At 58.1% G+C, this 12,900-nt stretch carries 12 protein-coding genes; 8 read left to right on the plus strand and 4 right to left on the minus strand.

Annotated features, from left to right (window positions below):
* Positions 1–36: 36 nt before the first annotated feature.
* Together GJT30_07880 and GJT30_07885 are read left to right on the plus strand one after the other, a co-directional pair.
* The gene (locus GJT30_07880; protein ID MSM39524.1) at positions 37–978 is read left to right on the plus strand and encodes a peptidylprolyl isomerase; all 942 of its coding nucleotides are present in this window, start codon (positions 37–39) and stop codon (positions 976–978) included.
* Between the two features lie 156 nt (positions 979–1,134).
* Positions 1,135–2,100, plus strand: a complete 966-nt coding sequence (locus GJT30_07885) for a peptidylprolyl isomerase (GenBank protein MSM39525.1) — start codon at positions 1,135–1,137, stop codon at positions 2,098–2,100.
* A gap of 33 nt (positions 2,101–2,133) precedes the next feature.
* Here the strand turns inward: GJT30_07885 and GJT30_07890 are convergent, their stop codons facing one another.
* The 3 genes from GJT30_07890 to GJT30_07900 all read right to left on the minus strand — a co-directional run bounded on the left by GJT30_07890 (position 2,134) and on the right by GJT30_07900 (position 6,321).
* A complete protein-coding gene (locus GJT30_07890) occupies positions 2,134–3,033 on the minus strand; it encodes a DnaJ domain-containing protein (GenBank protein ID MSM39526.1) in 900 nt (299 codons plus the stop codon).
* A 640-nt stretch (positions 3,034–3,673) separates the two neighbouring features.
* The gene (locus GJT30_07895; GenBank protein MSM39527.1) at positions 3,674–4,156 is read right to left on the minus strand and encodes a MucR family transcriptional regulator; all 483 of its coding nucleotides are present in this window, start codon (positions 4,154–4,156) and stop codon (positions 3,674–3,676) included.
* A gap of 272 nt (positions 4,157–4,428) precedes the next feature.
* The gene (locus GJT30_07900; protein ID MSM39528.1) at positions 4,429–6,321 is read right to left on the minus strand and encodes a PAS domain S-box protein; all 1,893 of its coding nucleotides are present in this window, start codon (positions 6,319–6,321) and stop codon (positions 4,429–4,431) included.
* Between the two features lie 263 nt (positions 6,322–6,584).
* On the opposite strand from GJT30_07900, the gene GJT30_07905 reads away from it, so the two are divergent.
* From GJT30_07905 to hemH, 3 genes are read left to right on the plus strand one after another with little or no spacing between them, the layout of a single operon-like run.
* The gene (locus GJT30_07905) at positions 6,585–7,013 is read left to right on the plus strand and encodes a MarR family transcriptional regulator (protein ID MSM39529.1); all 429 of its coding nucleotides are present in this window, start codon (positions 6,585–6,587) and stop codon (positions 7,011–7,013) included.
* A 46-nt stretch (positions 7,014–7,059) separates the two neighbouring features.
* Positions 7,060–8,469, plus strand: a complete 1,410-nt coding sequence (gene hemG, locus GJT30_07910) for a protoporphyrinogen oxidase (GenBank protein MSM39530.1) — start codon at positions 7,060–7,062, stop codon at positions 8,467–8,469.
* A gap of 22 nt (positions 8,470–8,491) precedes the next feature.
* On the plus strand, positions 8,492–9,448 hold the full coding sequence (gene hemH, locus GJT30_07915; protein ID MSM39531.1) for a ferrochelatase: 957 nt from the start codon (positions 8,492–8,494) through the stop codon (positions 9,446–9,448).
* Positions 9,449–9,465: 17 nt separating this feature from the next.
* Here hemH and GJT30_07920 read toward each other — a convergent pair whose 3' ends face one another.
* On the minus strand, positions 9,466–10,362 hold the full coding sequence (locus tag GJT30_07920; protein MSM39532.1) for a heme-binding sensor globin domain-containing protein: 897 nt from the start codon (positions 10,360–10,362) through the stop codon (positions 9,466–9,468).
* Between the two features lie 143 nt (positions 10,363–10,505).
* Here GJT30_07920 and GJT30_07925 point away from each other — a divergent pair, with 143 nt between their 5' ends.
* The 3 genes from GJT30_07925 to GJT30_07935 all read left to right on the plus strand — a co-directional run bounded on the left by GJT30_07925 (position 10,506) and on the right by GJT30_07935 (position 12,857).
* Positions 10,506–10,685, plus strand: a complete 180-nt coding sequence (locus GJT30_07925) for a hypothetical protein (GenBank protein MSM39533.1) — start codon at positions 10,506–10,508, stop codon at positions 10,683–10,685.
* A gap of 198 nt (positions 10,686–10,883) precedes the next feature.
* The gene (locus GJT30_07930) at positions 10,884–11,714 is read left to right on the plus strand and encodes an AAA domain-containing protein (protein ID MSM39534.1); all 831 of its coding nucleotides are present in this window, start codon (positions 10,884–10,886) and stop codon (positions 11,712–11,714) included.
* A gap of 150 nt (positions 11,715–11,864) precedes the next feature.
* Complete coding sequence (locus GJT30_07935) at positions 11,865–12,857, plus strand: transporter substrate-binding domain-containing protein (protein ID MSM39535.1); 993 nt, start codon at positions 11,865–11,867, stop codon at positions 12,855–12,857.
* Positions 12,858–12,900 lie beyond the last annotated feature (43 nt).

The following is a 12,900-nucleotide window of genomic DNA, read 5'->3' on the forward strand; positions in this document are numbered from 1 at the left end:
TGCATCTTACCGGAAAAGGAGTGTAACGTGTCGAGAATCCTAAAAAGTTTGGCTGTTCTGACTGCTTTCGCAGTCCTTGTTGCAGGGTGTTCCGCCAAAAAGGGCGATGAAGGGGGGAAAGCCTCCAAATCCAGCGGCACGGTCCTTGCCGAGGTGAATGGAACTGTCATCACGACCGATGATTTCAAGAAAGAGCTGGCGAATCTCCCCGCCTACCTGCAGCCGATGACCGAAACGCCCGAGGGGAAGAAGGAAATGCTGGAAACCATGGTTATCCGTGAGCTGATTCTCCAGCAGGCGAAGAAGGACGGCATCGACAAGAGCCAGGCGGTCGCGGACAAGCTTGAAGAGCTGAAGAAGCGGGTGGTGGTCGAGGCATTCCTGAAAAAGAAGGTGGAGGAGCAGGCAAACCTCTCCGATGCCGATCTGCAGAAGTTCTACGACCAGAACAAGGACAAGTTCAAGAGCGGCGAAGAGATCCGGGCCAGCCACATCCTGGTGAAAGACGAGAAGACCGCCCAGGCGATCCTCGCCCAGCTCAAGGGGGGAGCATCCTTTGAGGAACTCGCCCGGAAGAACTCCATCGATTCCGCTGCCGCAAAGGGTGGCGATCTCGGCTGGTTCCCCAAAGGAAGCATGCTTCCCGAGTTCGAGAAGGTTGCCTTTGGGCTCAAGGAAGGCGGGCTCTCCGGGATCGTCAAGACAAAGTTCGGCTATCATATCATCAAGCTGACCGGTAAGCGTCCTGCGGGACAGCGCGATTTTGCCGAGGTGAAGGACCAGATCAAAGCGGCACTGATGCCGGCCAAGCAGCAGGAGGTCTTCCAGAAGCTGAAGGAAGAGCTGAAGAAGAGCTCAAAGTACACCATCAAGGAAGATGCCCTGAAAAGCCTGGGGGCTGAGGCTGGTGCCACTCCCGAGCCCAAACCCGCCGAAGCAGGCAAGGCAGCTCCGCCGGCTCCGGCTGAGAAGAAATAGATCGAACCTACTGAGGGCCGGGATCATTCCCGGCCCTTTTCACAGGAATACGCCCGAAAGCGCCTGCTGTGCCGACGCCGACCGTCTCCGTTCCTTCCCTGGTATCGCACAGGTGCCACCGTTTTCCATTCCCATCCCTTGCGGAGGATCCTCTCCATGAAGCGTAGTATCATTGCAGGATTGCTACTCTGTGCCGTCATTTCGGCCACTGCCGTTCAGGCCGAAGTGGTGAGCGGGATCGTAGCCGTCGTCAACGACGATATCATCACGACACTCGATCTGGACCGGGAATACCAGTTCCTGGCCCGCGAAGCAGGCCGAAAGGAGCCATATACCGAAGCCGAGCGCAAGAATCTGAGGAGCGTTGCGGTCAATCGGCTGGTGGATCGGAAACTGGTGGACCAGAAGATCAAGGAGCTGGACATCAAGGTCTCTGAGGAGGAGATACGGCAGTCCATCGAGGAGGTCAAGAAGCAGAACAACCTGACCCAGGAACGGCTCGTCGAGGCGCTGGCGGCCCAGGGGCTCTCCTTTGACCAGTACAAGGCGCAGATTCGCGAGCAGATGGAGCGGGTACGGCTGATGAGCCAGGAGGTCCGGGCCAAGGTCCAGGTGAGTCTCAAGGAGGTCATGGAATACTATCAGGCCAATCGCCGCAGTTTTGGCGAGCAGGAACTGTACCGTGCCCGTAGTATCCTGTTCAGGATTCCCAAGGACGCTTCAGACGCAGACATCAAGAAGATCCAGGCCAGGGCCGAAGAGGTCCTGCAGCAGGCAAAGACCGGAGCCGATTTCATCGAGCTGGCCAAGAAGAACTCGGATGATCCCAATGCAGCCAAGGACGGCGGGGAACTGGGGACCTTCAAGAAAGGGGACCTGCTGCCGGAGATGGAGTCGGTGATCCTGAAGCTCAAGCCGGGCGAGGTGAGCGATCTGGTTCGGACGCCACAGAGCATTCACATCATCAAGCTGGAAAAGAAATACCTGGGAGATATCAAGCCCTTTGACGAGGTGAAGGGGGAGATTGAGGATCTGCTCTACAAGAAGAAGTCGGAAGAGCGGTTCAACCAGTGGGTTGCCGAGCTGCGCAAGAACGCGGCCATAGATATCCGCCAACCCTGAAGCAGCTCAGGGCTGGCGGCGTGTCTATCTGCTTCAGATGCCGTAACTCTTGAGTTTTTCCAAAAGGGCTTTCTGTTCGGGTGACAGCGCCTCGGGCACATGGATGCCCACCCTGACGTAGAGGTCGCCTTTGCCGCTCTTCCCCATGTGGGGAAATCCCAGCCCCTTGAGCCTGATCTTCGTTCCGGGTTGAATCCCCGCAGGCACCTTGATCCGTTTGGTCCCTTCCAGGGTCGGCACATCCAGGGCGCTGCCCAGTGCGGCATCGGTGAACCTGATCTGGCTGTCCACTACGATGTCGTCTCCTTCGCGTTCAAACTGCGGGTCGCTCCCCACGGTGATATTGAGGTAGATGTCACCGGCCGGCCCGCCGCCCGATCCTTCCCCTCCTTTGCCCTGGATGCGGAGCCGTGCACCGGTCTCCACTCCCGGCGGCACCTTGACCACCAGGTCTTCACGCGTGCCGTCCCTGGTATAGGCCACCCTCTTTTCACAGCCGCTGTATGCGTCGCGGAAGGTGACCTTGAGCCCCATCTCGAAATCTTCCCCCTTGTGGCGGCGGGGGCTGAATCCGCCTCTCCCTCCCTGCTGGGCGCTCCGCGCCCCGGCGAATATCCGCGAGAAGACATCGTCGGTGCCGAAACCCATATCCTTGAAGAGGTCGTCCACATTGAAGCCGCGGAAGATATCCTCCTGGCTGAAGCGCTGGTGGAAGCCGGTTGAGCCGAACTGGTCGTACTCGGTCTTCTTCTGTGGGTCGGAGAGGACGGCGTAGGCCTCGTTGATCTCCTTGAAGCGGTCTTCGGCAGACTTGTCGCCAGGGTTCTTGTCCGGATGGAACTTGACCGCCAGCTTGCGGTATGCCTTCTTTATCTCTTCCGGAGACGCTCCCTTGCTGAGTCCGAGCGTCTGATAGTAGTCTTTGTGTGCCATATGCATGCTCCCTTTCTGGAGTGAATCTAAGCCGGTCAGGGTTCCATGTCAAGGGTTCCCTCTCTTACGGCGGCAACGGACGAAAGTTAATGCCGGCTAGCTGTATGAATTTCATACAGAATTGTATAGCGACTGGTCCCAATGGCACCTGCCATCCGGGAGCCGTTAGGCGCTGCCATGCTATTATGGCATATCAATACAGCCAGTTATGAATTTTCGGTACAGTGGTCTCCGTGGTCTGGTTTATGCTTTGTAGAGTAGCATGAAGCAGCAACAACAAGGGAAGGAGGTCTGAAAGGATAGTTTTCCTACAACTCAATAGCATTGAAGTAACGTGGAGAGTCGGTTTCTCCTCCTGAGTCCTGTTGTTACAGGACCACCGAGATTAACCCGTACATGGCCGACAGCCGGATTTACCCGTTACAGATGAGGTGTTGCATAGCTCTTTCGCAGGTACAGATAGCTGGTGCAGAGGGAAGAGACATTCCCTTCTTCCCCTAGGTCCTGAAAAACCAGGATCACGGATTCTTCGATAAAAGGCTGATCGGTAACGATACGATCAGCCTTTTGCATGCCTGGAAAAAGGGAAGACCCACAGCATGCACTGAGGGTCTTCCCGATTCCCCTATGTCGATCCGACTTATTTCTGCGTTTTCGCCGCCTTCCCTTTGACGGCAGACTTGACAGATGTTGCCTTCCGGGACGCAATATTGGCCATGCGGATTTCACGGGCCTTTGCCAGGTTATCCGCAAGCCCTCTTTCCTGGGCCAGGGCCTTGCGCGCTTCGGTATAGCTCTTGGCCGAAAGGGATTGCGCCGTGGGAATCCCGAACTGCTTCCGGTACTCTCTCGGCTTCATGTGATGGATCTGGTTCAGGTGTCGGGTAAGGGTCTTCATGCCTCCTTTGCCGCATATCATGCAGGTCACTTCATTCTTCTTGAATGCCTCTTTTATCGTCAGGGGGGGGCGGTTTGCCACCGGAGCAGTTTCGCCTTTTTCGAGCGCTTTCAGTGATGCATGGATCTGCGCAAGCTCAGCCAGCAGCTCATCGGTTGTCATCTCAGAATTAGACGCATGAGCTGCAAGAATTTGTGCTGCCAGTTCTGTAGTAGTGATTGCCATAGTATGTCACCTCAAGTACATTGATTTTGTATCGTATTGATGTATCAGTGTATGAAGTGAATGTCAATAGGCATAGCCATAGGGTTTTACCCTACAGTTTCTGCGAATTCCCTGATGAAATGACGTGTAATCTTACTTGGCCTGATGTTTTGACGTGTATAGCGAAATCAGGCAGAGGTTATTCCATTTTTGTTTCAATGGAAGCCTATGGCAGACTGCTTGATTCACTGGCAAATGCCTGGAACGGTCTGACTGAAGACACTACGCCGATTTTACGGTTGTCCCAGGGTGAAATAGAATGTCGCCCCGTTTCCCGGCACTCCCTCTGCCCAGATTCGCCCGCCATGGCGCTGAATGATTCTCTGAGCAGTGGCAAGGCCAACCCCGTGGCCTTCAAAATCGTTATCTACGTGGAGGCGCTTGAAGGGCGAAAACAGGTTCTGCGCCTGCCTCATATCGAACCCCGCGCCATTGTCCCTGACAAAATAGACCCGTTCATTTTCGATAATCGTGGACCCGAACTCGATGCGGGGCGAAGGGGTCTTGCCGGTGTATTTCCATGCATTGCCGATGAGATTGTCCAGGGCGATCCTCAGCAATGATGAGTCTCCGTCGACCATGAGCCCTTCGTTCACCTCTGAGGCAACCTGTCGCTCAGGATGCCGCATGCGGTATTCGGCAATCAGGGCGCGAGCCAGCTCACCCAGATCGAACTGACGGTATTTGAGTTCAACCCGCCCCACTTTGGAAAACTTGAGGAGCGTGGTAATCAGGTCGTTCATGCGCCAAGCCTCGTCGTTGATGCTGGCGATATATTCCCGGCACTGCTCGTCCAGTTGCTCGCCGAATACCTCCAGCAGGACCTGTCCGAGGCCGCAGATGCTGTTCAGCGGGCCGCGCAGGTCATGGGAGACCGAGTAATTGAACGCCTCCAGATCGCTGTTGACCATTTCGAGTTCGGCGTTCTGGGCTGACAGGCTCGCATTAAGATCCTTGATCTCCTGCTCATAGCGGTTTCGTTCGGTGACGTCGATCATGACACCGATGGAGCGGAGATAGGTCCCGTCCAGGTCATGTTCGGCAATGGCGGTCAGGAGGACATCGATGCGACCCCCCGACTTTTTGGCAAACTGGTAGGAGATGTCGGTCACCGATCCGTTGCGCAGAAATTCCGGGATCACGGTCTCCTCGGCGTGGCGTCGCGATTCCTCGGTCATGAATTCGCTCAACCGGTGTCCCAGTACCTCATCGAATGTGTAGCCGAGGGTCTGCAGCCAGCAGTTGCTGACACTGATCAGCTCCCCAGCGTTGTTGATGGAATGGAGCATGACCGGGGTCTTCTCGTAGAGGTTCCGGTAGCGCTCCTCCCCTTGCTTCAGCTCACGGAACAGCAGATCGAAAGGTCTGGAAAGCCCTTTGGCGATCACCGAGCGGTAGAGGAGATAGAACCCAACGACATTGAACAGATGCCCCAGCATGTTGGTGATGCCGTACGTATCCGTGTAGAGGGTAAAGGAGAGATCCGAAACGATGAAAGCGCAGATGGCGACTGCGAGGAGCCGGTAGACCTGCGTATCGAAGAGCTGGCGCCTGATATGGAGATAGCCGAGGGAGGTTGCCATGATCAGGACGATCAGGTACTCGCTGGCAATCTTGAAGGTTGTGAGCCCTTTCCCTTCGATGTAGCAGACCGGGAAAATGTTCCAGCCGTAGATGGTTGTCAGGAGGAACAGGGTTGCCAGGCAATAGCCGGTGACAGCCATGGCAGGCTTGATCTTGCGCTGCAGGAACAGCGGCGAGATGCAGAGGGAAGCCGAAAGCAGGTATCGGGCCGCTAACCAGAGCTGTGTCGCATGGTTCGCGCTCTGATCGGCAAAGACTCCCATCCCTTTGTAGGCCAGCATGTGCAAGAACTGGAGGATGGCTACGAAAAAGCATGCTGTGCCGAATGAGAGGAAGAAACCATTGTCGTGCAGGCGGCGGGAGTTCCAGGCGATCATGAAGACGCCGCTGGCAACTACGATGGCAAAAAGCTCTACACTGGCATGGAACAGGAGATAATTGGACTGGCTGAGGGTTAAGAGGGTGATGACAATACAGAGCCAGACGGCAATGATAAATGCCGCACGGTTATTGGCGTTGTAATGAGAGAGGTCTCTTTGCATGATAATTGTTGCGTGACAAGGGCGAGCACTCTTTCGAGTTACCCCGTCGGTAAGGTGCTGGCAAGAGATTAGCTTATTATCATGTGAAAGTGCAACACTTTTGCGCCCAACCCGCTGTCAGCAGGCTTGCGCACTGTTGATCGTGCCCGCAGAACGGTTATGCGCCGCATCGTATGAGAAGATCGTGACTTTTGACGCTTGACACGGACGGTTCATCAGGTTAATGTTTAGGTGTCCGAACAGTTCGGCAGTCTGGGGTTGACATGGAACAGATCGAAAGAATAGCGCAGCTCTACCCGGTCATCATGCGGGTCATGGGACGCATCCGCAGCATGGTTCATGACGGCATGGACCTGACCTACAACCAGTACAAGATGCTGTTGACGATCTACGACAAGGGGAGCTGCCCCCTGAACCTTCTGGCAAAGGAACTGCAGATCGCCATGAGTTCGGCCAGCGAGATGGTGGACCGCCTCGTCAACCTCGGCTTTGTCTTTCGGACCGTGGACGAGGAGAATCGCCGCCAGGTGATCATCTATACGACCGAGCAGGGAGAGGAACTGATCCGCGAGTTGCGCCGCGGCATCGTGGAGAATTACCGTAAACTCCTGGAACGGTTGCCGGCACGGGATCGTGAGCGGCTGGTCCAGAGCTTCGAGGCGTTGGCGGAGATTCTGGGGAAGCTGGAATAGGCAGGATACGGGGATCTTCCCTGGATGCGGGACAAAAGGAGACGATATGAAACGGGTGATAGTGGTCGGAGGGGGGATTTCAGGCCTGACAACCGCATGGCTGATCGGCGAGAAGGCCCGTCAGGCGGGCATCGAACTGGAGGTCTCCCTGCTGGAGAAGGAGCGGCGGACTGGCGGCAAGATCTGGAGCATCAAGGAGGAAGGCTATCTCTGCGAGTGGGGGCCGAACGGTTTCCTGGACAACAAGCCCCATACCCTTGAGCTCTGTCGCGATCTGGGCGCCGACCGGTTCCTGCTGCGGAGCAACGACAACGCCCGCAAGCGGTTCATCTATTCGGGCGGGATGCTCCATCGCCTTCCCGAGAACGGCCCCTCCTTTCTCAAGAGCAAGCTGATCTCCTGGCCCGGCAAGCTGCGGCTGGCCATGGAGCCCTTTGCCCCGGCCCCGCCGGCTGGGGTCGACGAGACTCTGGCCGCCTTCGGCAGGCGCCGGCTCGGCGACGAGGCGTTGCGGAAGCTGATAGCGCCCATGGTATCGGGGATCTTTGCCGGGAATCCGGAAACCATGTCGCTCAAATCCTGCTTTCCGCGCATCGCCGAACTGGAGTCGGAGTATGGCGGGCTGATCAAGGCGATGGTCCGGCTGGCAAAGAAGAAAAAACAAGATCAGAAGGAGGGGAAGGTGGTCGCCAGTGCCGCAGGACCGGGCGGCGTCCTTACTTCGTTCCGCGAAGGTATCCAGACCCTGACGGACATTGTCGCGGGGAAAATGGGCGCCAGTGCCATCGGCCTGGACGAAGAGGTGCAGAAAGTCACAGCCGGGGGGAGTGTGCCGTTTAAACTGCTGAGCGACCGGGGGGAGCTGGATGCGGATGCCGTGGTGCTCGCCACCCCTGCCTATGCCACCGCCGCCATCCTGCAGGATCTGGATGCGGAGATGGCAGGTGTCCTGCGCGAGATCCCCTATGCCACCATGACCGTGGCATGTTTTGGCTACGAGCGGGAGCGGATAAACCGCGACCTGGACGGTTTCGGCTACCTGGTCCCGAAGGAAGAGAAGACGAGCATCCTCGGCACCCTGTGGGATTCGAGCATCTTTGAAAACCGGGCGCCTGCCGGCCATGTCATGCTCAGGAGCATGATGGGCGGGGCCTGTTTCCCGGAATACATCAACCTTTCCGACAGCGAGGTCGAGCAACGGGTTCGCAAGGACCTCACCGCGATCATGGGGATTACCGAGGCGCCCTCCTTTGTCCGGATCTTCCGCCACCATCAGGCGATCCCCCAGTACACCGTCGGCCACGGCAAGCGGCTGGCAGCCTTGGCAGAAAAGGGACAGGCCCATCCCGGCATCTTCCTGACCGGTAACTCCTACCGGGGGATCGGCCTCAACGACTGCGTCGCATCGGCGATCCGGACCAGCGACGATGTCATTGCCCACCTGCAGAAGCGTTGATGCGATTGTTCGGGAGAGAGCCATGAACAGAACCGCCGTACTCCTCCTCCAGATGGGGGGGCCGGATTCGCTGGATGCCGTTGAACCGTTCCTGCGAAACCTTTTTGCCGACCGGGATATCATCAAGATTGGGCCAGCCTTCCTACAACCGCTCATCGCCCGCTTCATCGTCAAGAGGAGGGCACCGCGGGTGGAGGAGAACTACCGGCAGATCGGGGGGAAATCGCCGCTGCGGGAGCTGACCGAGGCCCAGGCCAAGGCCCTTGAGGAAGAGCTGGGGGAGGGATTCCGCTGTTTCGTCGCCATGCGCTACTGGCGGCCGTCGACTCTGGAGGCGCTGGCAGCCATCAGGCGGGAGGGGATTTCGAAGGTCGTTGCCCTCTCTCTCTATCCCCATTATTCGCGGGCCACTACCGGCTCCAGCATCAACGAATTGAAGCGGGTGCTGAAAGAAGCGAGGGTCACCTTTGAGGTCAGCTACATCGACCGTTTCTACAGCCATCCCCTCTACATCGAGGCGCTGGCGGAGAAGATCGAAGAGGGGCTGGCAGGGTTCGACGATCATTCCCGGCTGGAACTGCTTTTTTCCGCCCATTCCCTGCCCCAGTCGTTCATCGACGAGGGTGATCCCTATCTGGCGCACATCGAGGAGACAGTCCGGCTGGTCATGAAACGCTTTGCCGGGGTCTCCTACCACCTGGCCTTCCAGTCGCGGGCGGGTCCGGTGAAGTGGCTGGAGCCCTCCACCGACGAAATCATTCAGCGGTTGGCCGGGCATGGCTGTCGGCAGATGCTGATGGTGCCGCTCTCCTTCGTCTCCGACCACATTGAGACCCTGCACGAGATCGACATCGAATATGCCCAGGAGGCACGGCACCTGGGGATCAGCGATTTCCGCAGGATTGCATCGCTCAATAGCTCTCCGCGCTTCATCTCCTGCCTGGCAGACCTGGTCCGCACGGAGCTGCAGGGAGGGTAGGAGGGCTGCTCTTTCTGTCAGGTCCGCTCCTGCTGGCTTTTCGATACCAGGAAGTAGACGATCCCCAGTATCAGCAGGGTGCCGGCAAGGAAGATCTGGGTCTCCAGCATGTCGTGGCGAAGCGTCGAGATCAGGATCTCCCGAATCAGCGCAACGATGATCACGCCGATGAAGACCAGGATGTTGAATTTGCCCCCCTTGAGGGTCTTGATCTCGTTGTCCATCAGCTCGATCATCATCCAGATGATCAGCAGCGTCCCGAGCGCGCCGAGGATTCCCTTTTCCACATCCCCCCTGAAGATGTGCAGGATGTCCCAGACGAACAGTGCCACCACACCCAGCGAAACCCCTGCCAGGGCAATGACCAGGATCAGGTTCAGGCCGTAGGTGAAGCGCTCGGCCGCCTTGATCAGCTTCGATTCCAGGCTGCGGGAGAGGAAGACCTTTTTCAGCTCTTCCTCCTGGTAGGAGGCGCTCAGGATGTCCAGGTTGATGTCGATGATCTTTTCCGCGGCATTGCGGAATTTGCGCCGTTCCTGGATGTTGGGGTAGTGCTCCTGGAGCAGTTCGATGACAAAGCGACGGACCACGTTCATGGCAGCGTTGACGAAATGGGCATTGAGCCCGACCCGAACGTGGGCCAGGCCGACCCGCTGCAGCGTCAGCAGGTACTGGTTGTCATAGGTGCCGGAGAAAAGGTCGATGAACCACTTCTTCAGGGTCTCCTTCAGGTGCTGCAGGGTGACGCTATCCTTGAGCAGGGTTGCGGTTTCGGGTATCCCCAGCAGGTAATCGTAAAATTCGTCGACCATCCGGTCCTGGTGGCCCTCGGCCATCGGCCTGAGTTCCCGCAGCAGCAGCGCGTCGCTGTCGGTGAAGAAGTAGTGCGTCTTGATATTCTGCATGGTCAGCATGGTCGGTTCTCCTTTGCTGCGGAATCTGGTAGAGTAGTGCCCATCAGGAAACTCCGGATGTAATACTGCCGGCCGGTTTCCGAACCGGGCACAAGTATATGGGCTTGCATTCAGGAAGGCAATCTGTAAACATGACGGTCACCATGAAACGATGCAGCATCTGTCAGGTCGAATTCGACGACGCATCCCGGCCGTCGGTCTATGCCGAAGCCGGGGAGTGGCTGGCCGGGGAGGTCTGGCACGATGCCGGCGAACTCTGTCCGCAGTGCCTGGAAAACAGGGCCATGCTTGCCATGATGTACCTGCACGAACACAACACCTAGACGGTTGATGAAAACGAAGTTTCAGCGCAGCTAAAAGCGGCCATCTCGCCGCTGTCCTCGAAAAGCCGCCTTGTGCGGCGTAGCACTGTTTATGCCCAGTGGGTACTACGCCTCCGCGGGGCTTTCTGCGGGTGCGACGATCTGACAGTATTTGAACAGCCTTAGGTTCCAACAGCCTTCGATCGGAGTGGAGTTACCATGGAGCATGTTACCGTCGAGGGGATCTCCCTCACCCTGGCCAATCCGGTGGAGCTCCCGCTCAAGTGGGTGGGGCAGGAAGAGCTGCTCAAACAGCTCTTGGCGGCGTGGCTGGTCATCGACGAGCGCGACATCCCCTTCAACCCGCGGCTGATCGGCAAGCCGGGCGTGGGAAAAACCACCCTCGCCTATGCCGCGGCCCGCTATCTGGAGCGCCCGGTCTACCTGTTCCAGGCGACCATGGATACCCGGCCGGAGGATCTCATCATCACGCCGGTGATCGGGCCGGACGGCACGATCCAGTATGCTGCCTCGTCCCTGGTATCGGCCATGCTCCGGGGAGGGGTGCTGATTCTCGACGAAGGGAACCGGATGAGCGAAAAGGCCTGGGCATCCCTGGCGCCGCTCTTGGATGACCGGCGCTATGTGGAATCGATCATCACCGGTCTGCGCATCCCGGCACTTCCCGATTTCCGGATCGTGGTGACCATGAACGAGGATGCCTCCACCTTCGATGTCCCCGAATACATCCATTCCCGCCTGCAGCCCCAGATCTACATCGATTTTCCCGAAGCCGACGAGGAGCTGCAGATCCTCAAGGAAAATCTCCCCTTTGCCGGGACCCGTATCCTCAAGTACGTGGTCGATTTCCTCCAGCGAGCCCATGCTGCCGACGAACTCTACTCGGTGCGGGATGGGATCAACATTGCCCGCTATGCCCTCAAGATGATGCGTGCCACGGACCAGGACCCCCTGCGCCTGCTGCCGTTGGCAGTGGAGCGGATTCTCGGCGAGGAAGCCTTGCGTTACATGGTGCTGGAGCCCCGCTGAGCCTGCAAAAGCCGCTGTAACGCCCCATCCGGCCGGCCCCCCGCCGCAGACTGCCCGGATCAGCAGGTGCGCTGAAGATTCCCGGTTGTCACGACTCCAACACTTGATACACTTTTCAACGTATTTACCGTGATTTCCTGGGGGATTGCCATGTCCCGCTGGCCCGTCATCCCGCGCACTGCACAACTGGTGGTGGGACTGCTGCTTTCGGCCTGTGTGCAGAATGATCCGCCGGCCACGCACCAGCAGCCCTTTTCCGTTTGCCAGGGGGGGATTCTTGCAGCGTTGCCGCTGATCGCCGCGGAGAAGGGGTATTTTGCCGCCGAAGGCATCGCGGCCGACATCTCCGTGCTCGGCGACGGCAAGGCTGCCATGGGGCGCTTTCTCAACGGGGACTGCGATGCCGCGGTTGTCGGCGAACCTCCCATTGTCAGGCAATGCTTTGACCGGAACGATTTCGCGATCATCGCCACGGTGGTGTCGTCGGACAATGCCACCAAGATTCTGGCCCTGCGCAGCCGGGGCATCAGCAGTCCGCGGGACCTGATAGGCAGGCGTGTCGGCGTGTCGAAGGGGACCACTTCCCACTTCTTCCTCGACCAGTTCCTGAAGAAGAACCGTATCCCCACGGAAACATTGACTGTGGTGGACATCTCCCACCAGGATATGCCCGAGGCGTTGCAACGAGGCACCATCGATGCCTTTGCCGGTTCGGACGTTTCGTACCTGAAGGGGTTGCAGGCGGCCGGTTCCGATGCGGTCACCTTCACGGAGTGCGGCCTTACTACCCATGCGGCTGGTCTGGTGGTCGGGAAAAAGTGGCTTGATGCCAATCAGGGGGTCGCACGCGGCGTGCTCAGGGGGCTCTTGCGGGCTGAACGCGAGCTGGCCGCGCATCCCGAAGTCGCACTGAAGCCTCTGGCGAAGCGCCTGGAGACTTCGCCGGCCGAACTGAAGGCCGTCATGGCAGAACAGCACAATATCGTGACCCTCGACCATATCTTCCTCCTCTCCCTGGAGGACCAGGCGAGGTGGATGCAGGAGAACGGTGTGGCAGAGGGGAAACCATCAATCAATTTCCTCAATTTCCTCGACCCGACACTCCTGAGCGAGCTCAAACCGGGAGCCGTCTCGCTCAGATAGACGCCATCCGGGATTCGGGTGGAAAACCAGACAGCGTGCCATG

Source organism: Geobacter sp., from assembly GCA_009684525.1.
Lineage (GTDB): Bacteria > Desulfobacterota > Desulfuromonadia > Geobacterales > DSM-12255 > Geoanaerobacter.